This window comes from Massilia sp. IC2-476, from assembly GCF_020707295.1.
In the GTDB taxonomy this organism is placed as follows: domain Bacteria; phylum Pseudomonadota; class Gammaproteobacteria; order Burkholderiales; family Burkholderiaceae_D; genus Telluria.
On the sequence record NZ_JAJFER010000009.1, the window covers coordinates 190,723 to 213,750 of the forward strand.

Here is a 23,028-nt window from a genome sequence, read left to right on the forward strand (position 1 = left end):
TTTGTATAACTCATAACTCCGACTGTAGCCGATGCCCGCCAAAAAATCCAGCATTGCACCAAAGCAGGGATGAGCCGGTGTTGCGGCGCCTTAAATAAGTGCTACGATGCGCCCCATCGCGTTTCATGGATGAGCAAAGACGATGAGCGGTTCCCCCTACCCCGGCTTCGACACGCTGGCCCTGCATGCCGGTAGTAGCCCCGACCCGGCCACCGGCGCGCGCGCCACGCCGATCCATTTCACCTCGTCCTTCGCCTTCCGCGATTCAAGCCACGCGGCTGCCCTGTTCAACATGGAGCGCGCCGGCCACGTGTACTCGCGCATCTCGAACCCGACCAATGCGGTGCTGGAAGAGCGCATCGCCGCCCTCGAAGGCGGCGTGGCCGGCATCGCCACCGCCAGCGGCCAGGCCGCGATGCACTTGGGCCTGGCGACCATCGCCGGGGCCGGCTCGCACATCGTCGCTTCCAGCAGCCTGTACGGCGGCGCCCACAACCTGCTGCACTACACCCTGCGCCGCTTCGGCATCGAGACCACTTTCGTGAACCCGCGCGACCTGGACGCCTGGCGCGCCGCGATCCGCCCGAACACGAAAGTGCTGTACGGCGAAGCCCTGGGCAACCCGGGCCTGGACGTGCTCGATATCCCGGCAATCGCCGCCCTCGCCCACGAACACCACCTGCCGCTGATGGTGGACGCGACCTTCACCACGCCATACCTGCAGCGCCCCTTCGACCTGGGCGCCGACCTGCTGTTCCATTCGGCCACCAAGTTCCTGTGCGGGCACGGCACCGCGATCGGCGGCCTGCTGGTGGACGGCGGCACCTTCGACTGGGACGCGGCCCACGCCGCCAGCGGGCGTTTCCCGGAACTGTGCGAACCCTACGAGGGCTTCCACGGCATGGTGTTCGCGGAAGAGTCGACCGTCGCCCCGTTCGCGCTGCGCGCGCGGCGCGAAGGCCTGCGCGACTTCGGCGCGGCGATGAGCCCGCACAACGCCTTCGCCATCCTGCAGGGCATCGAGACCCTTGGCCTGCGCATGGAGCGCCACGTGGCCAACACGCGCCGCGTGGTCGAGTTCCTGGCCAGCCACCTGGCAGTGGAATCGGTGTCGTATCCCGAGCTGGACTCGCATCCGGATCACCTCCTCGCCCAAAAGCTGCTGCCGAAGGGCTGCGGCGCCGTGTTCACCTTCGACCTGAAGGGCGACCGCGCAGCCGGCCGGCGCTTTGCCGACAGCCTGCAGGTGTTCTCGCACCTGGCCAACGTCGGCGACGCAAAGTCGCTGGTGATCCACCCGGCCTCGACCACCCATTTCCGCGTCCCGCCGGAGCAGCTGGCCGCGACCGGCGTCCGGGAAGGCACGATGCGCCTGTCGGTCGGCCTGGAAGACCCGGACGACCTGATCGACGACCTGAAGCGCGGGCTCAAGATCGCCCAGAAGGGAGCCTGAGATGCAGTTCGATATGGGAGGCTCGAGCGCCTATGCCTACACTGGCGGCAAGCCTTTCGACCCGGCCTTGCCGACGGTCGTGTTGATCCATGGCGCCCAAAACGACCATTCGGTCTGGGCCCTGCAGAGCCGCTACCTCGCGCACCATGGCCACTCGGTGCTGGCGGTCGACCTGCCGGGCCATGGCCGCAGCAGCGGCCCGGCCCTGGCCAGCATCGGGGAGATGGCCGACTGGCTGCTGGCCGTGCTGGATGCGGCAGGCGTGCGCCGTGCCATCCTCGCGGGACACAGCATGGGCTCGCTCATCGCGCTGGAGGCGAGCCAGCGGGCGCCGAAATTGGTCGCAGGCCTGGCCCTGCTCGGCACGACCTACCCGATGAAGGTCTCGGACACCATGTTAGAGACCGCGCGCAGCGATGAACAGGCCGCGATCGACATGGTCAACGCCTGGTCGCACTCCTCGATCGCGCACAAGCCGTCCTGCCCGGGCCCGGGCTTTTCGGTGATGGGCGGGGCGCGGCGCCTGATGCAGCGCATGTCGGCCCGTAACCCTGCGCAGCTGTTCTACACGGATTTTGCGGCCTGCAACAGCTACGCCGAGGGCGAAGCGGCGGCGAGCGCCGTGCGCTGCCCGGTCCTGTTCGTATTCGGCAAGAAGGATGTGATGACGCCGCCCCGCTCGACGAAACTGCTGACCGCAGCCATGGCCCATGGCACAATCGTCCACGTGGACGCCGGCCACCAGATGATGGCCGAGGCGCCCGACGCGGTGCTCGACGCCCTGGCCGGCTTCGCCGCGTCGATCAAACCAATGGAGACGCAGGAGACCCCATGACGGCCCGCTACGCCAGCTTTGCGGAGTTCTACCCCTACTACCTGACCCAGCACGCCGACCGGCGCTGCCGCCGCGCCCACTTCATCGGCACCTCGTCGGCGATCGCGGCGATGGCCCAGTACATCGACAGCCTGAACGCCTGGTGGCTGCTGTTCGCGGTCGTGAGCGGCTACGGCGGCGCCTGGATCGGCCACTTCTTCTACGAGAAGAACAGGCCGGCCTCGTTCTCCCAGCCCTGGTACTCGTTCCGCGCCGACTGGGTGATGTACTGGCAGATGCTGACCGGGAAGCTGAGCTGGTAAGAGCGCGTCAGCCTGGGGCCGCGAAGTGCTCGGCCAGGCTCTGCTCCAGTCCCTGCTCGACCGCGCTTTCCACCTGGCGCGCCAGCGCCGCCGTGTCGAGCGCCAGCGGCGTGGCCGGCACCGGCTCGTCCGTCGCTGCGGCGTCGAACACGAACAGCCGGTAGACCTCGGCCAGCCGCAGCCTGGCCGGGTCCACCAGCAGCACCCAGTTGTCGACGTTCTGGCGCAGGCCGCGGCCCCAGCCCGCCCGCAAGGGCAACTCCTCCTGCACCCGCCCGACCCAGCCGGCCGCCACCATCTTCTCGAGCAGCGTGCCCATCTCGTCGTAGCCGATGCGGGTATGCGCCCGGATCGCCGCCGAGGACACCAGACTGGTGCCGGTCACGCGCGAATTGCCGTGCAAGACTTTCAGCACCGCCATCGCATCGACAAAGGCACTGCCCAGGCTCGGCTGGTGTTTCCAGCGCTCGTACTTCACCACCGGCAACGCCGCCGCCAGCACCGCGCCCACCAGGGTGATCAGCCAGGACAGGTACATCCACACCAGGAACAGCGGCAGCGCCGCCAGCGCGCCGTAGATGATGGCGTAGGTCGGGAACTGGCGGATGAACAGGGCGAACAGGCGCTTGGCGATCTCGAACGCGATCGCCGCCGCCAGCCCGCCCCAGACCGCGTCGCGCCAGTACACGCGGCGATTCGGCACCGCCATGTAGAGCAGCGTATAGGCGCCCGTGCTCAGTACCACCGACACCACCGTATAGAACAGCGTGCCGAGGAAAGGCAGGCTCCGGGTCAGGCCGCCGGTCGCCGTGAACAGCTGGGAGGTCGCGCTCAGGGACAGGCCGAACAGGATCGGCCCCAGCGAAATCAGCGCCCAGTAGACCAGCACCCGCTGCGACCACGGGCGCGGACGGCGCACGCCCCAGATCTGGTTGAAGGCGCGCTCGATCATGCCCATCATGGTCGTGGTGGTCAGCAGCAGGAGCACCGCGCCCAGCAGCGACAGTCCCTTGGCCTTGCTGGCGAACTGGGTCAGGTTGGCGCTGATCGTATTGGCGATCGCCTTCGGCATCAGGGTCTGGACGAACCAGGTGTCGAGCGCCGTGCGCAGCTGGCCGAAGACCGGGAAAGTGGTCAGGATCGCCAGCACGATGGTCAAGAGCGGCACCAGGGCCAGGGTCGTGGTGAAGGTCAGGCTCCCTGCTACCTGGGGCAATTTTTCTTCGCGCAGGCGGCGCCGGGCGAAGCGCAGCAGGTCGCGCGTCTCGCCCAGGGTCAGGCCGCGGGCGCGGTCGACGCCGAGGGCCAGCATGTCCGAGGTGGTGCGCGACAGGGAGTGTACGGTTTTGGAAATCATCCGGCGTTACGATTCGCCCCGCGAAGGGCATGTCAATTGAGCAAAGCGCCCTATAATACCAACGATGAATGACACCTTGACCATCCTCGTGCTGTACTACTCGCGCCACGGCGCCACCCGCAAACTGGCAGAACTGGTCGCCCAGGGCATCGAAAGCGTGCCCGGGGCCGAGGCGCGCCTGCGTACCGTGCCCGCCGTGTCGGCAGTCAGCGAGGCCACCGCGCCCGCCATTCCGCTCGAGGGGGCGCCCTATGTCGAGCTGGAAGACCTGCGCGAGTGCGCCGGCCTCGCGCTCGGCTCGCCGACCCGTTTCGGCAATATGGCCTCAAGCGTCAAGTACTTCCTCGATGGCACCGCAGCCGACTGGGTCAACGGCACCCTGTCCGGCAAGCCGGCGGTCGTGTTTACGTCCACCGGCAGCCTGCACGGCGGCCAGGAATCGACGCTGCTGTCGATGATGATACCGTTGTTGCACCATGGCATGCTAGTGATGGGCCTGCCTTATTCGCATCCTGAACTCATGAACACCGCCAGCGGCGGCAGCCCCTACGGCGCCTCGCACTGGGCCGGCGCCGACGGCAAGCGCGCCCTCACCGAGGACGAGCGGGTGCTCGCCATCGCCCTGGGCAAACGTCTGGCCCTGGCCGCGGTCAAACTGCAGGGAATGCACTGATGGATACCGCAAAAGTCTTTCATGCAGGCGCGATCGCGAGCCTGATCTGGCTGATCGGGTGGCTGGTCGCCTGGGAAGTGTTCGTGGCGCCCCTGCATCCGGGCGGGTCGCTGCTTGCGCTCAAGGCCCTGCCCCTGCTGCTGCCGCTGCGCGGCGTGATCAAGCGCGACCTGTACACGCTGCAATGGTCGTCGATGGTCATCCTGATCTATTTCGCCGAAGGCGTGGTGCGCGCCTGGGCTGACACCTCGCCCGCCTCGCGCGTCATGGCGGCCGGCGAGATCGCGCTGGTGTTCGTCTACTACGCCTGCGCCCTGCTGTTCCTGCACCCCTACAAGAAAGAAGCCAAGCGCCTGGCCAAGGAACTGCTCGACAAGGTCAAAGTCCCGCATGACTGATTCGCCGCTGGGCCACGAATTGTTGCCCACACTGCGCGCGCTGGTGGGCGAGGCGCACCTGGTCACGGACCCGCCCGCGATGGCGTCCTACCTGGCCGACTGGCGCGGCCGCTTCACCGGGCGCGCCCGCGCCGTCGTGCTCCCTGCCGATACCCATGAGGTGGCGAAGGTGGTCGCCACCTGCGCCGCCGCGCGCGTGCCCATCGTTCCCCAGGGCGGACGCACCGGCCTGGTGCTGGGCAGCGTGCCCGACACCAGCGGTACGGCCATCGTCCTGTCGCTGCGGCGCCTGAACCGGATCCGCGACATCGACCCCGCCAACCGCACCATGACGGTCGAGGCCGGCTGCATCCTGGCCGACATCCAGGAGGCGGCGTCAGGCGCCGGCATGCTGTTTCCGCTCTCGCTGGCGGCCGAAGGCAGCTGCACCATTGGCGGCAACCTCTCGACCAATGCCGGCGGCACCGCGGTGCTGCGCTACGGGAACACGCGCGAACTGTGCCTGGGACTGGAAGTGGTCACGGCCCAGGGCCAGGTCTGGGACGGCCTGCGCGCCCTGCGCAAGGACAATACCGGCTATGCGCTGCGCGAGCTCTTCATCGGCGCCGAGGGCACGCTGGGCGTGATCACGGCCGCCGTGCTCAAGCTGTATCCGCAGCCGCGCGCGGCGCTCACCGCCCTGGTCGCGCTCGACTCCCCCGCCGGCGCGCTGGACCTGCTGTCGCTGCTGCAGCAGCGCTGCGGCGCGGCGCTGACCGGCTTCGAACTGATGTCCGACTTCTGCCTGCGCCTGGTGGCGCGCCAGTTCCCCGACCTGCCGCGGCCCTTCGCCACGCACTATCCGCAGTACGCTCTGGTCGAGCTGTCGAGCAACGATTCGGAAGACGGCGCCGCCGAGCTGGTGGAATCGAGCGTCGGCGCGGCGCTCGACGCCGGCGTGGCCCTCGACGCCGTGCTCGCGACCTCGGTGGCGCAGTCGCTCGGCCTGTGGAAGCTGCGCGAGCACATCCCGCTGGCCCAGGCCGCGGCCGGCAAGAACATCAAGCACGACATCTCGCTGCCCGTCTCCAGCATTCCCGCCTTTCTCGAGCGCACCGATGCGGCCCTGCAGGCTGCCTTTCCGGGATGCCAGGTCGTGTGCTTCGGTCACTTGGGTGACGGCAACCTGCATTACAACGTCGCGCCGCCCGAAGGGATTGGCCACGACAGCTTCCTGGCGCACCAGGACGCCGTCAACCGCATCGTGCACGACAGCGTCGCCGCCACGCGGGGTTCGATCTCGGCCGAACACGGCGTGGGGGCGCTCAAGCGCGACGAGCTGCCGCGCTACAAGCCGGCGGTCGAGCTGGACATGATGCGTGCCATCAAGGCCGCCCTGGACCCGCTCGGCATTATGAACCCTGGCAAAATTCTGTGACCGGGGGCATATCCATGTTGAAGCATGTTCTTGCAGCGGCGCTCTGGCTCGCCGCCGGGGCCGCGACGGCCGACACCATCTACAAATGCAATGAAGGCGGCCGGATCAGCTACCACGACCGGCCTTGCGGCCAGAACGCCGTCGCCCTCAAGGTGCAGACGCCCGCACCGGCGCCGGAAGCGCTCGAGCGCCTCGCGCGCGAACGCGCCATGCTGCAGGAAATCGAAGACGCCAGGCTGGCCCGCGACGAACAGGAAGCGCGTGCCGGCACCCGCGCCGAACGCCTGCGCCAGGCCGCTTCAAGCCAGAAGCGCCGCTGCGACAAGCTGCGCCTGCAGCAGAAGTGGCTCGAGGAAGAGGAGGCGCGCACCCGGCGCGACGCCGACCAGGGCAGCGAGCGCGCCCGATCGAAAGCGAGGCGCCAGGCGGAGCTGCTGGCGGTGGAATGTCCGGCCTGAGTCCCCACCCCACGCTGCTGGCGCGCTGGCTGCTGTTCGGCGAGTGGCGCGCCCATCCCGTGCGCGCCCTGCTGGCGATCGCCGCCATCGCGGTCGGCGTCGCGATGGGCTTTGCCATCCACCTGATCAACGCCGCCGCCTTCAACGAATTCTCGGCCGCCGTGAAAAGCCTGTCCGGCCAGGCCGACGTCCAGGTGGCCGGGCGCGAACCCCTGTTCGACGAAGCCGTCTATGCGCGCCTGGGCGCCCAGCCGGAAGTCGCCGTGGCCTCGCCCGTGCTGGAGCTGTCGGCCGGCCTCACCAAGGCCCAGGGCGCACTGCGCATCGTCGGCATCGATGCCTTCCGCGCCGGTTTCATCTCACCCGACCTGACCGGCGTACCGCAGGATGGCCGCATGCTGGACGTACTGGCCGACGACGCGGTCTTCCTGTCGCCCGCGGCCCTCGCCTGGCTCGGCAAGCGCCCGGGCGACAGCATCGTGCTGCGCGCCGGGACCGCTGACGTCACGCTGCGCGTGGCCGGCCAGGTGGCGCGCGCCCGCGCCGGCCAGCGTATCGCCGTGATGGACATCGGCGCCATGCAATGGCGCTTCCAGCAGCTGGGCCGCCTCTCGCGCGTCGACCTCAAGCTGCGCGACGGCGTCGACCGCGCGCGCTTCCAGCGCGCCCTGGCGGCTGACTTGGCGGCTGCCTACCCGGGCCGCTTCGCAGTGCGCCAGCCGAACGATGGCGACCAGGAAGAACGCAACGCCAACCTGAGCCGCGCCTACCGCGTCAACCTCACCGTGCTGGCGCTGGTCGCCCTGTTCACCGGGGCCTTCCTGGTGTTCTCGACCCAGGCACTGTCCGTGATGCGGCGGCGCAGCCAGTTCGCGCTGCTGCGCGTGCTCGGTCTTGAACGCGGCCAGCTGCTGCGCCAGGTGCTGCTCGAAGGCGCCAGCCTGGGTGTAGTCGGCGCCCTGCTCGGCGTGGCCGGTGGCTACGCACTGGCGGCGCTGGCCCTGCATTTCTTCGGCGGCGACCTCGGCGCCGGCTACTTTCCCGGCATCCGGCCACGGGTCGCCTTTACGCCGGTGGCGGCCGCCGTGTTCTTCGGACTCGGCCTGGGCGTAGCGCTGCTCGGCTGCCTGGCGCCGGCCCTGGAAGCAGCGCGGGCGCGCCCGGCGGTGGCGATCAAGTCGGGCGCCGACGAAGCGGCCCTATCTCGCCTCTCCCGCGTGTGGCCGTCGCTGGTGTGCCTCGCGCTTGCCGCCGTGCTGGCCTTTGCGCCGCCGGTGTTCGAGCTGCCCCTGTTCGGCTACCTGGCGATCGCCCTGCTGCTGGTTGGCGGTATCGGCCTCATGCCGCGCCTGGCCGCGCTCTCCTTCCGACGCATGGAAAGCCTGGCCCTGCGCAGCCGGCGCATGCCGCCGGTGCTGGTGCTGGCGCTGTCGCGGCTGGCCAACGCCCCGGGCCAGGCCTCGATCGCGCTGGGCGGGGTGCTGGCCAGCTTCAGCCTGATGGTGGCGATGGGCATCATGGTGGCCAGCTTCCGGGTTTCGGTGGACGACTGGATGGGCCACATCCTGCCGGCCGACCTGTATGTCCGCACTGCGGCCGGCGGCAATACCGGCTTTCTCAGCCCGCAGCAGCAGGCGGCGCTGGCCTCGACGCCCGGGGTGGCGCGCGCCCAGTTCCTGCGCACCCGCCCGGTCTCGCTGTCGCCGGACCGGCCCAACGTGGTGGTGATCGCGCGCGACATCGACGCGCGGGATCCCGGGAGCCTGCTGTTCCTGGTGGGTGAGACTGCCCCGGTACCGGCGGGCGCACGTCCGGCCTGGGTGTCGGAAGCCCTGCTCGACCTGTACGGCGCGCGCGTGGGCCAAGCCTTGACGCTGCCCCTGGGCGGGGGCCAGGCCGAGTTTTTTGTCGCCGGCGTCTGGCGCGACTACGCCAACCAGGCCGGTTCCGTGGTGATCCGTCTGCAGGACTACCGCGCCCTCACCGGCGAGGCCGAAGTCACGGATGCGGCCCTGTTCGCGGCGCGCGGCAGCAGCGCCGAAACGCTGGAGGGAGCGGTGCGCGCCCTGCCCTTCGGACCCGCGCTGCAGATGATGTCGGCGGGCGACATCCGCGCCGCCAGCCTGAAGATCTTCGACCGCAGCTTCGCCGTCACCTACCTGCTGGAAGCGATCGCGATCGCCATCGGACTATCCGGGGTGGCCGCCAGCTTCTCGGCCCAGACCCTGGCGCGCTCAAAAGAGTTCGGCATGCTGCGCCACGTCGGCGTCACCCGCCGCCAGGTGCTCGGCATCCTCGCCTTCGAAGGCGGTTTTCTCACGCTGCTGGGCGTGGCCTGCGGCTTCGCGCTGGGACTGGTCATCAGCCTGATCCTGGTTTATGTTGTGAATCCCCAGTCCTTCCACTGGACGATGGGGCTCTACCCGCCGTGGCCCCTGCTGGGGAGCGTCGCGGCGGTGCTGGTGGCGGCGTCGATTGCCACCGCGCTGGTGTCGGGACGCTATGCGCTGTCGGGTGGTCCGGTACGCGCGGTCAGGGAGGATTGGTAATGCGGGGTGTGCTGTTCGGCTTGATGATGCTTCTGTCCGGGTGGGTCCACGCGGATCCGCCGACGTTCGCGCCGGTCACGCCCGGCGTGGCCTTGAGCTTCCCGCGCGACTTCGGCGCCCATCCGGAATTCCGTACCGAGTGGTGGTATGCCACCGGCTGGGTCGACACGCCCGAGGGCAAGCCGCTCGGCTTCCAGGTCACCTTTTTCCGCAGCCGCACCGAACACGATCCGAACAACCCGAGCGCCTTCGCCCCGCGCCAGCTGGTGATCGGCCACGCGGCCCTGTCCGACCCGGAGCTGGGCCGGCTGGTGCACGACCAGAAGAGCGCGCGCGAAGGCTTCGGCCTGGCCTGGGCGCGCACCGGCAACACCGACCTCAAGCTCGATGACTGGCGCATGGTCCGTGAGAGTTCGGGCGCCTACCGCGTCACCATCCGCTCCAGCGAACTGACGCTGGAGCTGCGCCTGCAGCCCACCCAGCCGGTGCTGGTGCAGGGCGAAGGCGGCTACTCGCGCAAGGGCGCCAGCCCGCAGCACGCCAGCCATTACTACAGCGAGCCGCAGCTGAAGGTCAGCGGCAGGATCGGCCGTGCCGGCAGCCAGCCGGTGGCGGTCACGGGCAGCGCCTGGCTGGATCACGAATGGTCGAGCGAAGCGCTGCAGCCCGAGGCCACCGGCTGGGACTGGATCGGGGTGAACCTCGACGATGGCGGCGCCCTGATGGCATTCCAGATCCGGGCCCGGCAAGGTGGTAAACTATGGGCGCACGCTACGGTGCGCGATGCCGCGGGCAAGCTGACCCGCTACGCGCCCGACCAGGTGAGTTTCACCCCCACCGCGCGCTGGAAGTCGCCGCGCACCAATGCCGAGTATCCGGTGGCCCAGGAGGTGGCGACCGGCAGCTTGCGCTGGCAGCTCACTCCCCTGCAGCAAGACCAGGAACTCGACTCGCGCCGCTCGACCGGCGCGGTGTACTGGGAAGGCGCGGTGACCGTGAGCCGCGCCGGCAAGCGCGTGGGGCGCGGCTACCTGGAAATGACGGGCTACGTGCGCCCGATGAAGCTTTGAACAAAGAAGAAACAAGAACAGAGACGATGACTTCCCGCTCCACCAGCAAGACCGACACACAAGACCTGGATGCTTCGCGCAAGGGCAGCCTGGCCACCCTCAAGGGCCTGCTTCCTTTCTTGCGCCCCTACCGCCGCCAGTTCGTCCTCGCCGGCATCGCGCTGCTGTTCGCGGCCGGCGCCACGCTCGCCATTCCGGCCGCCTTCAAGCAGATGATCGACCACGGCTTCGGCGCCAGCGCCGGTTCCCAGAGCATCGAACACGTGGACGCGACCTTTTTGGCCCTGTTCGGCGTGGCCGCCGTGCTGGGCGTGGCCACCGCGGCGCGCTTCTTCATGGTCTCGTGGCTGGGCGAGCGCGTCACGGCCGACATCCGCGCCGCCGTCTACCGCCACGTGGTGCACCAGAGTCCCGAGTTTTTCGAAACCACCCGCACCGGCGAAGTGCTGTCGCGCCTGACCACCGACACCACCCTGATCCAGAGCGTGGTCGGCACCAGCATTTCGCTGGCCCTGCGCAACACGCTGCTGTTCGTGGGCGGCCTGGTGATGCTGTTCGTGACCAGCCCGAAGCTCACTGCGATCATCCTGGGCCTCCTGGTGCTGGTGGTGCTGCCGATCGTGCTGTTCGGCCGCCGCGTGCGCAAGCTCTCGCGCGATTCGCAGGACCGCATCGCCGACGCCTCGGCGCTGGCCGGCGAGATCCTGAACGCCATGCCCACCGTGCAGTCCTTCACCCAGGAAGGCGTCGAGGCGGGGCGCTTCCAGCGCTCGGTGGACAGCGCCTTCCAGACCGCGATCCGCCGCATCCGCGCGCGCGCCGTGCTCACCATGCTGGCCATCGTGCTGGTGTTCGGCGCGATCGTGTTCGTGCTCTGGCTGGGCGCCCACGCGGTGCTGGCCGGCACCATGACCGGGGGCGACCTTGGCCAGTTCATCCTGTACGCCTCGATCGTGGCCGGCTCGATCGGCGCGCTGTCGGAAGTGATGGGCGAAGCCCAGCGCGCCGCCGGCGCCACCGAGCGCCTGCTCGAGCTGCTGGCGGCGCGTTCCGACATCCAGGATCCGGCCCGCCCGCAAGCGCTGCCGGCGCGTACCGCCAACGGTGCCCGCGTGACGCTGGACCAGGTCAGCTTCAGCTACCCGTCGCGCCTGGACAGCGCGGCGATCTCGCACCTGAGCCTGGACGTCGCGGCCGGCGAGACCGTGGCCCTGGTCGGCCCTTCGGGCGCCGGCAAGACCACCCTGTTCCAGCTGCTGCTGCGCTTCTACGACCCGCAGGCCGGTTCGATCCGCCTGGACGGCGTCGACATCCGTGACCTGGCGCTGCATACGCTGCGCGGCGCGATCGGCATCGTCCCCCAGGACACCATCATCTTCTCGGCCAATGCGCTGGAAAACATCCGCTACGGCCGGCCCGATGCCAGCGACGAGGAAGTGTTCCAGGCGGCGAAGGCTGCCGCCGCCCACGAATTCATCGAGCGCCTGCCGCAGGGCTACGGCTCCTTCCTGGGCGAGCGCGGGGTGCGCCTGTCGGGCGGCCAGCGCCAGCGCATCGCAATCGCACGCGCCCTGCTCAAGAACCCGCCCCTGCTGCTGCTCGACGAAGCCACCAGCGCACTCGACGCCGAATCGGAACGCCTGGTACAGCGCGCGCTGGAAGCGGCGATGGTCGGGCGCACCACGATCATCATCGCGCACCGCCTGGCCACCGTGCAGCGCGCCGACCGCATCATCGTGCTCGACGAGGGCCGGGTGGTGGAATCGGGCACCCACGCCTCGCTGGTGGCCCAGGGCGGCGTGTACGCCAAGCTGGCGGCGCTGCAGTTCCAGGCCCCGCTGCCGCTCGAACAGCTTTCCTGAGCAGGGCCGGAACGGGTTCATGTACCGGGCATGACCCGTTCATATTGTTGCAACAACGCAGCAAATTCATCAAATTTTTGGCAACGCTTGTTGTCAGATGGAAACGTTGAGCTGTATCATGCCGGGCTGTCCTGCACCTCGCCCTCTCATGACCAACGATAAGCTTCACCCAGCCAGCTGGACCCTCGGCACCCGCATCAGTGCCATCACCTTTGCCCTGATGGGCACCACCATTGCAGCGCTGCTGGTGGTGATCACCATCTCCATTTCATCGATGCTGGAAGAGCGTGCCGCGCACAGCGTGCAGAACGAGCTGCGCAGCGTCGCCAACACGGTCGACATGTTCAACCGCGGGGTCAGCGGTCAGGTCCGCAGTTTCGGTGAAATCCTCAAATCCTCGCTGCCCGGCAGCCTCGAGCTCGACCCGGCCAGCCCGGTCGACGTCAAGGGCAAGGCCACGCCAAGCCTGAAACTGGACGGCAAGGTCCTGAACCTCGACTTCAGCGTGCCCGACGCCTTCAGCACGCAAACCGGCGGTACGGCGACCATCTTCGTCCACGATGGCGAGCAGTTCATCAGCGTGAGCAGCTCGGTGAAGCTGGAAAACGGCGAGCGCGCCGTCGGCACCAGCCTCGATCGCACCGACCCGGCCCATGCCGCGCTGAGCGAGGGCCGCAGCTACCATGGCCTGGCCACCCTGTTCGGCAAGCAGTACATCACCTATTACGAGCCGGTGCGCGACGGCGCCGGCAAGGTGGTGGCGGCGCTGTACGTAGGCGTCGACGTCAGCGCCGACCTGGCGTTGCTGAAGGACCGCATTCGCGCCATGAAGGTTGGCGACACCGGCTACTTCTACGTGCTGGACGCGGCGCCGGGCAAGGACTGGGGCAAGCTGATCGTCCACCCGGCCAAGGAAGGCAGCAACATCGCCGAAAGCAAGGATGCCGATGGCCGCTTCTTCGTCAAGGAAATCCTCGAGAAGAAGGAAGGCAGCATCCACTATCCGTGGCAGAACCCTGGCGAAGCCAAGGCACGCGAGAAGTTCGTGGTCTACACCCATGTCCAGGACTGGAACTGGGTGGTCGCCGGCGGTACCTACCTCGACGAGATCACCGCGGCCGCCACCCGCCTGCGCAACCGCTTCATCGGCTTCGGCCTGCTGGCCCTGGCTGTGCTGGCCGGCGTGCTGTACACCACCATGCGCGCCAAGGTCTCGCGTCCGCTGGCCGAAGTGCGCGACGTCGCCAGGCGCATTGCGGACGGCGACCTGACTGCGCGGGTCGACGGCCAGCGCGGCGACGAGATCGGCCTCCTGAACGAGGCCATCAACACCATCGGCGCCGGCCTGTCGAGCGTGGTCGGCAAGGTGCGCGAAGGCGCCGAGCAGATCGCGACCGCTTCGGCTGAAATCTCGAGCGGCAACCTCGACCTGTGCCAGCGCACCGAGCAGCAGGCTGCCAGCCTGGCCACCACCGCCTCGTCGATGGACCAGCTGACCGCCACCGTGCGCCAGAACGCCGATAACGCGCGCCAGGCCAACCAGCTGGCCGTCAGCGCTTCCAGCATCGCCCAAAAGGGCGGCGCCACCGTCGTCCAGGTGGTCGAGCGCATGGACGCCATCCACCAGTCTTCGCGCAAGATTTCCGACATCACGGGCGTGATCGACAGCATCGCCTTCCAGACCAATATCCTGGCCCTGAATGCGGCGGTGGAAGCGGCGCGCGCCGGCGAGCAGGGCCGCGGCTTTGCCGTGGTCGCCAGCGAAGTGCGCAACCTGGCGCAGCGCAGCGCTGCCGCGGCCAAGGAAATCAAGGCGCTGATCGACGCCTCCAATGGCGAAGTCGAGGCAGGCGGCAAGCTGGTGGCCGAAGCCGGCGTGACGATGAACGAGGTGCTCTCCAGCGTGGCGCGGGTCACCGACATCATGGCCGAGATCACCGCCGCCAGCCAGGAACAGAGCAGCGGCATCGAGCACGTGAATCGCTCGGTCGGTGCGATGGACGAAGCGACGCAGCAGAACGCCGCCCTGGTCGAGGAAGCCAGTGCCGCCGCCCAGGCCATGCAGGACCAGGCCGCCGAACTGGCGCGCGCAGTGCGCATATTCCGCATCGGTGGCGACCAGCCCGGGCTGGCCGCGCCGGCGTCGCGCCCTGCTCTACCGCTGCATTGACACTGTAGTCTGGAGTTTCATGAAGAAGCGACAATAAATGCTTGACGTAAGGGCAATTCTGTTGCTGCACTGCCGCATCCGGAGCGAGTTCGCGTCACATTTATTGCTATACGGAAAATTAAGGAGGTAAGATGCGGAGGCGTTCAGCTTCCGGATCTTCCCATGCTTCTCCGTCAATACCGTCCTGCCAACTGGAACGTCGGCACCAGGATCAGCGTCATTTCCTTCTTCCTGATGGGCTCAGTCATCGCCGCACTGGTGGCGCTGCTGACCATCACCACCTCGGACATGCTCGAGGAACGCGCCACCAAGGGCGTTGCCAACGAATTGCGCAGCGTGGCCAATACGGTCGAGATGTTCAACAAGAGCGTCAGCAGCTCGGCCAGGAGCTTCGGCCATATCTTCCGCAACACCCTGCCCGGCGCGTTCGAACTCGACACCGCGGCCACGGTCGACATCGCCGGCAAGGCCACGCCTTCGCTCAAGCTCGACGGCAAGGTACTGAACCTCGACTTCAGCGCCCCGGACGCCTTCACCGCCCAGACCCGCGGCAACGCCACCATCTTCGCCGTCGACGGCGACGATTTCGTGCGGGTGACGACCTCGGTGAAGAAGGAAAACGGCGAGCGCGCGGTCGGCACCAGCCTGGACCGCAACAGCCCGGCCTATGCCGTGCTGCGCGCCGGCGGCACCTATATCGGCCTCGTGACCCTGTTCGGCAAGCAGTACATCACCCAGTACGAACCGGTGCGCGACGCGGGCGGCAAGGTGGTCGCGGTCCTGTACGTGGGGGTCGACATCACGGAAGACATGAAGCTGCTGAAGGACCGCATCCGCGCCATCAAGGTCGGCGACACCGGCTACTTCTTCGTCCTGAACGCCGCACCCGGCAAGCATTACGGCGACCTGCTGGTGCACCCGGCCAAGGAGGGCAGCAATATCCTCGACAGCCGCGCTGCCGACGGCCGCCTCTTCGTCAAGGAAATGCTGGAGAAGAAGGAAGGCGTGATCAGCTACGACTGGGCCAATCCGGGCGAAGCCACGGCGCGCGAGAAGTTCGCTGCCTATACCCATATCAAGGACTGGAACTGGGTCATCGCCGGCGGTACCTACCGCGACGAGATCACCGCCGCCGCCACCACGCTGCGCAACCGCTTCATCCTGATCGGCCTGGCCGCGCTGGCGGTGCTGGCCACCATCCTGTACGCCTTCGTGCGCGCCGGCGTCACCCGCCCGCTTGATGAGGTGCGCGAGGTTGCGCGGCGCATCGCCGAAGGCGACCTGAGCGCCCGCATGGACCACAGCCGCCGCGACGAGATCGGCATGCTTACCGACGCCATCAACACGGTCGGCGCCAGCCTGTCGACCGTGGTCGGCAAGGTGCGCGAAGGCGCCGAGCAGATCGCGACCGCCTCCGCTGAAATCTCTAGCGGCAACCTCGACCTGTGCCAGCGCACCGAGGAGCAGGCGGCCAGCCTGGCCACCACCGCCTCGTCGATGGACCAGCTGACCGCCACCGTGCGCCAGAACGCCGACAATGCGCGCCAGGCCAACCAGCTGGCCGTCAGCGCCTCCAGCATCGCCCAGAAGGGCGGCGCCACCGTGGCCCAGGTGGTCGAGCGCATGGATGCCATCCACCAGTCTTCGCGCAAGATTTCCGACATCACCGGCGTAATCGACAGCATCGCCTTCCAGACCAATATCCTGGCGCTGAACGCGGCGGTGGAAGCGGCGCGCGCCGGCGAGCAGGGCCGCGGCTTTGCGGTCGTCGCCAGCGAAGTGCGCAACCTTGCGCAGCGCAGCGCCGCCGCAGCCAAGGAGATCAAGGCGCTGATCGATGCCTCCAACGGCGAAGTCCAGGCCGGCGGCAAACTGGTGGCCGAGGCCGGCGTGACGATGAACGAGGTGCTCTCCAGTGTGGCGCGTGTCACCGACATCATGGCCGAGATCACGGCCGCCAGCCAGGAGCAGAGCAGCGGCATCGAGCATGTGAACCGCTCGGTCGGTGCGATGGACGAAGCGACCCAGCAGAACGCGGCCCTGGTCGAGGAAGCCAGTGCCGCCGCCCAGGCCATGCAGGACCAGGCTGCCGAGCTGGCGCGCGCGGTGCGCCTGTTCCGGCTCGCTGACGAGCACGATGCCTTGCCTGCCCCCGGCGCCGGCAAGCGTCCCCTCGCGCTCGCCCAGCGCTGACGGGCGCTTCACCACAAGGCGCAGTTCGGTGTAGAGTGGCAGCCCTGCTACAGGAGCCTGCCTTGAACGACACCGAACTGCTGCGCCGCTGCCACACCATCTTCCCGGGCCACCGCGCTCGCCGTCCCGCCGAATTGTTCGCCGCCATGGCCGCCTGGTGCGAGGAAAACGGCGTCGACCACGACGTCTACGGCCAAGGCGCCCTGCTGCAGGAATTCGAAGCGAAAGTCGCGCGCCTGCTCGGCATGGAAGCGGCGGTGTTCTGCATCAGCGGCACCATGGCCCAGGTGACGGCGCTCCGCCTGGCCTGCCAGGACCGCGCGCGCGACCTGGTCGCACTACATCCGACCTCGCACATCTTCGTGCACGAACGCTCCAACTACCAGCTGCTCGGTCACTTCAAGGCCTTGCAGGCGGGTGACCGCTACCGCCCCTGGCAAGCAGCCGACCTGGCGGCGATCCCGGACCGCCTGGGCGCGGTCGGCATCGAACTGCCGCTGCGCGAGATCGGCGGCCAGCTATCGCCCTGGGAAGAACTGGAAGCGATCAAGGCCCACTGCCGCGAACGCGGCGCCCACCTGCACATGGACGGCGCGCGCCTGTGGGAAGCGGCGGCCGGATACGGCAAACCGGTGGACGAGATCGCGGCCGGCTTCGATTCGGTCTACGTGTCGCTGTACAAGGGCATCGGCGGACTGGGCGGCGCCATGCTGGCCGGCCGGCGCGAATTCGTCGAACGCGCGGCCGAATGGTTCCGGCGCGAAGGCGGCAACGTGATCCACCGCTCGCCCTACGTGGTCGCCGCGGCGATGCAGTTCGACGCGCGCCTGGCGGCCATGCCCGACTACTTCCGCCGCACCCGCTTCCTGTACCAGGCCCTGGCGGCCCACCCAATCATCCGCGTGAATCCGGCTGCGCCGCAGGCCAACATGCTGCACCTGCATATCCCGGTGCCGCCGGAGCGTGCACTCGCGATCCGGCGCGCGCTGGCCGAGGAGCACGGCATCTGGATGTTCAACCGCATCGCCAGCGGCGCCCTGCCGGGGACCAGTTCCTTCGAGCTGTACGTGGGCGACAACCTCCTGGCCGCACCCGACGACCGGGTGCATGCGGCGCTGGCGCTGTTCGCCCGAGCCCTGGCGCAGGGCTAGGAACGCGGGCTGTCGGACAGCGCCGCGTACCAGGCGGCATACGGCGTATTCTTCACCATGCGCCGGTTGTAGTCCGGAGCGCCGTCGGTCCACCACACCGGCCCGCGTTCGCCCAGGGCCTGTTTGGCCGCATCGACCGCCGCCCGCGCATCGCGTTCGCCTGCGGCGTCGCCGGCTCGCTTCGCACGGCCCACCTGGCGGCGCGCGTCCATCAACTGCTGGACCAATTCCTGGCGCCGTGCGGGAGCGAGCCCGGGGTTACTGGTGCGCCAGAGGCGTCCGTCGACGACGAAATAGCGCCCATCGGGCGTAGGCGGGTACTTGTGGGTCTCGACCATCCCTGCATGATATCTGCGCGAGGGCATCGGCGGCGCCGGGCTTGCTAGAATCACAGCTTTTCAGCCGAACAGCACCATGCCAAGAATCGCTCTTGCCACGTCGACCGCCATCATGCGCAAAGCCGCTTCCATCGGCGCCGCCTTCCTGTTCGCCGTGTTCGCCGTGCTGTGCCTGTCGAAGGCGCGCCTGATCGGCGACGGCATGGAATACCTGACGATGGCGCAGGGCTTCGTGGCGCACGCCTCGCCCGAGCTGCGGCAAAGCGACGTCGATGCGATCGGGGCCATGCCGCCGGGAGCGCTGACGCGCGGGGGATTGCCGCCGCAACTCCTGGCGGATACCTACCGGCGCGTCGCGCACGACACGCCCATCGACGGCGGCTACGCGCGCGCCCGCGACGGCAGCGTGCATGCCATCCACTTCTGGCTGTACTCACTGCTGGCGGCGCCCTTCTATGCGGTGGTGACGCTGCTCGGCAAGAATCCCTTCATGGCGCTGGTCGCGCTGAACCTCGCGATCCTCGCCGCCGGCGCCTGCTGCCTGCGCGCCTGGCTGCCCGGCACCCGGCTGCCGGAACTGGGCCTGGCCGCGCTGCTCGGCCCCCTGTACTACACGGTCTGGATCGGGCCCGAAGTCATGGCTGGCGTATGCGTGCTGCTGGCCACCCTGGCGGCGCTGCGGCGCGACCCGGCACTGGCCGTGCTGCTGGCGGGGCTGGGGGCAAGCCAGAACCCCTCGATCGCCGGACTGATCCCCGCCAGCGCCGCATACGTACTGCTGCTGCGCCGCTTTCCCGCGACCGCCCTGTTCGCGCCGCGCGAGCGAGGCGCGCAGCGCTGGCGCGCCATCCTGCTCGTCACCGCGGGCGTGGTCCTGGCAGCCCTGCCCTTCGTCCACAACCAGGCACTGTTCGGCATGCCGAGCATCATCAGCCGCTATTACTTCGACCTGGCGCTGGTCACGCCGGATCGCCTGTTTTCCTTCCTGTTCGACCTGAACCAGGGCCTCGTCATCGGCCTGCCCGGCCTGCTGTCCTGCGCCGCGATCGTCGCGCTCAGGCTCGATCCGGTCCGGCGGCGCGCGTGGCTGCTGCATCTCGGGCTGGCCATCCTCCTGATGCTGGGCATGGCGCTGCCCACGCTGGCCGCGACCAACTGGAACAGCGGCGCCCTCTACCTGTCGCGCTACGCCTACTGGACCTCGATGCCGATCCTGGCCGTGTGCCTGGCGGGGCTGGTGCGGCTCGACGCACGCACCCGCGTCCTGGCGCTGGTGCTGGCCATCGTGCTGCAGGGACTGGCCGGCTGGCAGGCCTACCGCGGCCGCACGCCCGCCTTCATCGCCCAGGGACGGCTTGCGAGCTGGGTGCTCGACCATGCGCCGCAGCTGTACAACCCGGACCCGGAGATCTTCCTGGAGCGCGAACGGCGCAGCGACGGCAGCATGGATTACGACGACGTCGTGATCCACAGCGGACCGGATGGCCCGACCAAGTTGATGCGCTTCTGGTCGAATCCGCGCGATGGCGATCTGTGCGAGCCGGGAATGCAGCTGGCCGCGGACGGGGTGGTGACGCTCGCTTCCGGCTGGCGCTACTACAACGCGCCGCTGCGCTGCGAGCCGGCGACGCCTGGCCTGCGCATCGTGGTCGGACCATCCATGCCGCCCATCCTCGAGCGCGGCTGGTCCAGCATCGAAGGCGGCGCGGTCTGGACCGATGGCCCGCGCTCGACCCTGCGCATCGCGCTTCCCCAGGGGCGGCGGGTGCGCTACCTCGGCCTGGACGGGCACTATGTCGAGGGTGTGCGCGCGAGCCGGCTGCGCGTCAACGGCATCGACCTCGGCGAACAGGTGCTGGGCCGCGGTCCGCTTGCGCTGCCCGCTGCCGCCGCCGGCGCCGCGCTGCTGGAGATCACGCTCGAACACCGCTTGCCGGCAAGGCCGGCCAACGCGCCCGACCAGCGCGCCCTCGGCTTCTTCCTGCGCGGGGTGCTGGTCGAATTCGAACCCTGAGGAATTGCCGCCGGGACGCGCGCGAACTCTGCTAGAGTCATGCGGCACGTCCCTTGCCACCTGCTTGAGAGGAAGCCGATATGCCGCTGGTTCTCTATGGCCACCCGTTCTCGTCCTATACCCAGAAGGCGCTGATCGCGTTGTACGAGAACGCTGTCGCGCACGAATTCCGTTCGCTCGATCCTGAAACGCCCCAGCATGCGCCGGAGTGGATGCGGCGCTGGCCGCTGCGCAAGTTCCCGCTGCTGGTCGACGGCGAACGCAACGTGGTCGAGACCAGCATCATCATCGAGTACCTGCAGCTGACCCATCCCGGCCCGGTGCGCCTGCTGCCGGAAGATCCGATGGATGCGCTGGGCGTGCGCTTCCTCGACCGTTTCTTCGACCTGCACGTGATGGACCCGGTACAGCAGGCCGTCGCCGGCGCGCTCACGGGCGACCCGGCCAAGCGCGAAGACGCCGTGCTCCTTGCGCGCGAGCGCCTCGAGCGCGCCTACGCCTGGCTGGAAGGCGAGCTGGCGGGCCGGACCTGGGCCGCGGACGAGTCCTTTTCTCTGGCCGACTGCGCCGCCGCGCCCTCGCTGTTCTATGCCGACTGGACCCACCCGATCGGCGCCGACTACCCCATCGTCACGGCCTATCGCGCGCGCCTGCTGGCGCGGCCTTCGTTTGCCCGGGCGGTGGACGAGGCGCGCCGCTTCCGCCATTACTTCCCGCTCGGTGCACCGCCGGGCGACTGAAACATCGCGGCGCCGATGTCGAATCCCTGCCGGTCCGTTCGTCGTGCCGGCAGAGGGATGTCCTCTGACCATCCGACAAGGGAAGCATCATGTCCGCCAATACCGTCCAGCTGCATCGCATTTTCAAGTCGTCCGCCGAGCGCGTGTACCGCGCCTTTACCACGCCCGCCGCCTTTGCCAAGTGGCTGCCGCCGCATGGCTTCACCGCGACCGTCCACGAGATGGACAGTCGGGTCGGCGGCGGCTACCGCATGTCCTTCACCAACCTGACGACCGGCGCCAGCCATTCCTTCGGCGGCGAATACCTCGAGCTCGCACCGGGCAAGCGGGTGCGCTACACCGCCGCCTTCGAAGACCCGCAGCTGCCGGGCCGGATGCAGACTACCGTCGACCTGCGCGAGCTAAGCTGCGGCGTCGAGGTCCGCATCGTGCAGGAAGGGATTCCCGAGATGATCCCGCTCGAGTCCTGCTACCTCGGCTGGCAGGAGTCGCTCGAACTGCTCGGCAAGCTGGTGGAACCCGAGATCAAATAAGAGGACAAAGAGCGGGCCGTATTGACATTCTTGCAGGCGCAGTCGGTTACAATATCGGGCTGTCACCCATCGATCGTTTCGAATGCGCCAATATCTCGAATTCATGCGCCATGTGAAAGAACATGGCGCGGTCAAGACCGACCGCACCGGCACCGGCACGCTGTCGGTCTTCGGCTACCAGATGCGTTTCGACCTGCAGCAGGGCTTCCCCCTGCTGACGACCAAGAAGGTCCACCTGAAGTCGATCATCCATGAGCTGATCTGGTTCCTGCAGGGTTCGACGAACATCGCCTACCTGAAGGAAAACGGGGTCAGCATCTGGGACGAGTGGGCCGACGAGAACGGCAACCTGGGCCCGATCTACGGCTACCAGTGGCGCAGCTGGCCGACGCCTGATGGCGGCCACATCGACCAGATCGCGCAGGTACTGGAACAGATCCGCCAGACCCCCGACTCGCGCCGGATGATCGTCTCCGCATGGAACGTGGGCGACATCCCGAACATGAAGCTGCCGCCCTGCCACGCCTTCTTCCAGTTCTACGTCGCCGACGGCAAGCTGTCCTGCCAGCTGTGCCAGCGCAGCGCCGACATCTTCCTGGGGGTGCCCTTCAACATCGCCTCCTACGCGATCCTGACCCACATGATGGCCCAGCAGGCCGGCCTGGAAGTCGGCGAGTTCATCTGGACGGGCGGCGACTGCCACCTGTACAGCAACCACATGGAGCAGGTCGAGCTGCAGCTGTCGCGCACGCCCAAGGAACTGCCGCGCCTGCTCATTCGCCGCAAGCCCGCATCGCTGTTCGATTACCGCTTCGAGGATTTCGAGGTGACGGGCTACGATCCGGACCCGGCGATCAAGGCGCCGGTGGCTGTCTGAAAGCCGCAACGGGCCGTGCATAGTGCTTGACAGCGTGCTTCCAAAGCGACAACATTTTAGACTGGAAATTACTTGGAAATGGTGACAGACATGGTCGACACGGCTCCGTATCCCGGTGCTTGCGGGAGGCAGCGTGAAGCCTGAGGCCGATCCACGCCTGACCCTGGTGGTGGCGATCGACGCCCAGCGCGGCATCGGCGTCGACAACCAGCTGCCCTGGCACCTGCCGGAAGACCTGGCCCATTTCAAGCGCGTCACGCTGGGCAAGCCGATCATCATGGGCCGCAAGACCTTCGACTCCATCGGCCGCCCGCTGCCCAAGCGCCGCAACATCGTCGTCACCCGCAATCCCGGCTGGCGCGCCGAGGGCGTCGAGGTCGCCGCTTCGCTGCAGGACGCGATCGCGCAGCTGGGCGGCGAAGCGGCCAGCATCATCGGCGGGGCCCAGATCTTCAGCGAATCCATGAACCTGGCTGACTGCATGATCGTCACCGAGATCGACCACGTGTTCCGCTGCGACACCTTCTTCCCGCCGATCGACCCGGCCCTGTGGCAGGAGACCGCGCGCGAGACGCATCATTCCGAGGCGAACGGCTACGGCTACGCCTTCGTCACCTATACCCGCAAGGAACGCTGAC

At 68.3% G+C, this 23,028-nt stretch carries 20 protein-coding genes; 18 read left to right on the forward strand and 2 right to left on the reverse strand.

The features are described from left to right. Nucleotides 1-142: 142 nt before the first annotated feature. Genes LK539_RS21510 through LK539_RS21520 form a run of 3 tightly spaced genes read left to right on the forward strand, consistent with a single transcriptional unit; the run spans nt 143 to nt 2,590 of the window. Entirely contained in the window at nt 143-1,453 is a 1,311-nt protein-coding gene (locus LK539_RS21510) for an O-acetylhomoserine aminocarboxypropyltransferase (RefSeq protein ID WP_227803104.1), read from the forward strand. Between the two features lies 1 nt (nt 1,454). After that, nucleotides 1,455-2,288: an alpha/beta fold hydrolase gene (locus LK539_RS21515; protein WP_227803105.1), complete on the forward strand. Its 834-nt coding sequence runs from the start codon at nt 1,455-1,457 to the stop codon at nt 2,286-2,288. Then, entirely contained in the window at nt 2,285-2,590 is a 306-nt protein-coding gene (locus LK539_RS21520; protein ID WP_227803106.1) for a DUF962 domain-containing protein, read from the forward strand. Before LK539_RS21515 ends, LK539_RS21520 begins: the two co-directional genes overlap by 4 nt. Nucleotides 2,591-2,597: 7 nt before the next feature. On the opposite strand, the gene LK539_RS21525 is transcribed toward LK539_RS21520, so the two are convergent. Further along, the gene (locus tag LK539_RS21525) at nt 2,598-3,947 is read right to left on the reverse strand and encodes a YihY family inner membrane protein (RefSeq protein ID WP_373889584.1); all 1,350 of its coding nucleotides are present in this window, start codon (nt 3,945-3,947) and stop codon (nt 2,598-2,600) included. Nucleotides 3,948-4,011: 64 nt separating this feature from the next. On the opposite strand from LK539_RS21525, the gene wrbA reads away from it, so the two are divergent. The 10 genes from wrbA to LK539_RS21575 all read left to right on the forward strand — a co-directional run bounded on the left by wrbA (nt 4,012) and on the right by LK539_RS21575 (nt 17,888). After that, nucleotides 4,012-4,620, forward strand: a complete 609-nt coding sequence (gene wrbA, locus LK539_RS21530; protein WP_227803107.1) for an NAD(P)H:quinone oxidoreductase — start codon at nt 4,012-4,014, stop codon at nt 4,618-4,620. Further along, nucleotides 4,620-5,018: a DUF2069 domain-containing protein gene (locus LK539_RS21535; protein WP_227803108.1), complete on the forward strand. Its 399-nt coding sequence runs from the start codon at nt 4,620-4,622 to the stop codon at nt 5,016-5,018. The genes wrbA and LK539_RS21535 overlap by 1 nt, the downstream gene beginning before the upstream one ends. Beyond that, nucleotides 5,011-6,435: an FAD-binding oxidoreductase gene (locus tag LK539_RS21540; protein WP_227803109.1), complete on the forward strand. Its 1,425-nt coding sequence runs from the start codon at nt 5,011-5,013 to the stop codon at nt 6,433-6,435. Before LK539_RS21535 ends, LK539_RS21540 begins: the two co-directional genes overlap by 8 nt. A 14-nt stretch (nt 6,436-6,449) precedes the next feature. Next, the gene (locus tag LK539_RS21545; protein ID WP_227803110.1) at nt 6,450-6,893 is read left to right on the forward strand and encodes a DUF4124 domain-containing protein; all 444 of its coding nucleotides are present in this window, start codon (nt 6,450-6,452) and stop codon (nt 6,891-6,893) included. Further along, entirely contained in the window at nt 6,881-9,442 is a 2,562-nt protein-coding gene (locus LK539_RS21550) for an FtsX-like permease family protein (RefSeq protein WP_227803111.1), read from the forward strand. Before LK539_RS21545 ends, LK539_RS21550 begins: the two co-directional genes overlap by 13 nt. Continuing rightward, entirely contained in the window at nt 9,442-10,512 is a 1,071-nt protein-coding gene (locus LK539_RS21555; protein ID WP_227803112.1) for a carotenoid 1,2-hydratase, read from the forward strand. Before LK539_RS21550 ends, LK539_RS21555 begins: the two co-directional genes overlap by 1 nt. A gap of 26 nt (nt 10,513-10,538) precedes the next feature. After that, nucleotides 10,539-12,374, forward strand: coding sequence for an ABC transporter transmembrane domain-containing protein (locus LK539_RS21560; RefSeq protein WP_227803113.1), 1,836 nt, complete (start codon nt 10,539-10,541; stop codon nt 12,372-12,374). Nucleotides 12,375-12,522: 148 nt separating this feature from the next. Further along, nucleotides 12,523-14,544, forward strand: coding sequence for a Cache 3/Cache 2 fusion domain-containing protein (locus tag LK539_RS21565; protein ID WP_227803114.1), 2,022 nt, complete (start codon nt 12,523-12,525; stop codon nt 14,542-14,544). Between the two features lie 162 nt (nt 14,545-14,706). Then, a complete protein-coding gene (locus LK539_RS21570) occupies nt 14,707-16,737 on the forward strand; it encodes a Cache 3/Cache 2 fusion domain-containing protein (RefSeq protein WP_227803115.1) in 2,031 nt (676 codons plus the stop codon). A 62-nt stretch (nt 16,738-16,799) separates the two neighbouring features. Continuing rightward, nucleotides 16,800-17,888: a low specificity L-threonine aldolase gene (locus LK539_RS21575; protein ID WP_227803116.1), complete on the forward strand. Its 1,089-nt coding sequence runs from the start codon at nt 16,800-16,802 to the stop codon at nt 17,886-17,888. Here the strand turns inward: LK539_RS21575 and LK539_RS21580 are convergent. Next, nucleotides 17,885-18,226 (reverse strand): hypothetical protein, encoded by a 342-nt coding sequence (locus tag LK539_RS21580; RefSeq protein WP_227803117.1) that lies wholly within the window; start codon nt 18,224-18,226, stop codon nt 17,885-17,887. The genes LK539_RS21575 and LK539_RS21580 overlap by 4 nt on opposite strands. Nucleotides 18,227-18,302: 76 nt before the next feature. On the opposite strand from LK539_RS21580, the gene LK539_RS21585 reads away from it, so the two are divergent. From LK539_RS21585 to LK539_RS21605, 5 genes are all read left to right on the forward strand, one after another. Next, nucleotides 18,303-20,240 (forward strand): hypothetical protein, encoded by a 1,938-nt coding sequence (locus tag LK539_RS21585; RefSeq protein WP_227803118.1) that lies wholly within the window; start codon nt 18,303-18,305, stop codon nt 20,238-20,240. 80 nt (nt 20,241-20,320) lie between these two features. After that, nucleotides 20,321-20,980 (forward strand): glutathione S-transferase family protein, encoded by a 660-nt coding sequence (locus LK539_RS21590; RefSeq protein WP_227803119.1) that lies wholly within the window; start codon nt 20,321-20,323, stop codon nt 20,978-20,980. Between the two features lie 89 nt (nt 20,981-21,069). Further along, nucleotides 21,070-21,513, forward strand: a complete 444-nt coding sequence (locus LK539_RS21595; RefSeq protein WP_227803120.1) for an SRPBCC family protein — start codon at nt 21,070-21,072, stop codon at nt 21,511-21,513. Between the two features lie 82 nt (nt 21,514-21,595). Then, entirely contained in the window at nt 21,596-22,390 is a 795-nt protein-coding gene (gene thyA / locus LK539_RS21600; protein WP_227803121.1) for a thymidylate synthase, read from the forward strand. A 133-nt stretch (nt 22,391-22,523) separates the two neighbouring features. Next, entirely contained in the window at nt 22,524-23,027 is a 504-nt protein-coding gene (locus LK539_RS21605) for a dihydrofolate reductase (RefSeq protein WP_227803122.1), read from the forward strand. The last annotated feature ends 1 nt before the right edge of the window (nt 23,028 follow it).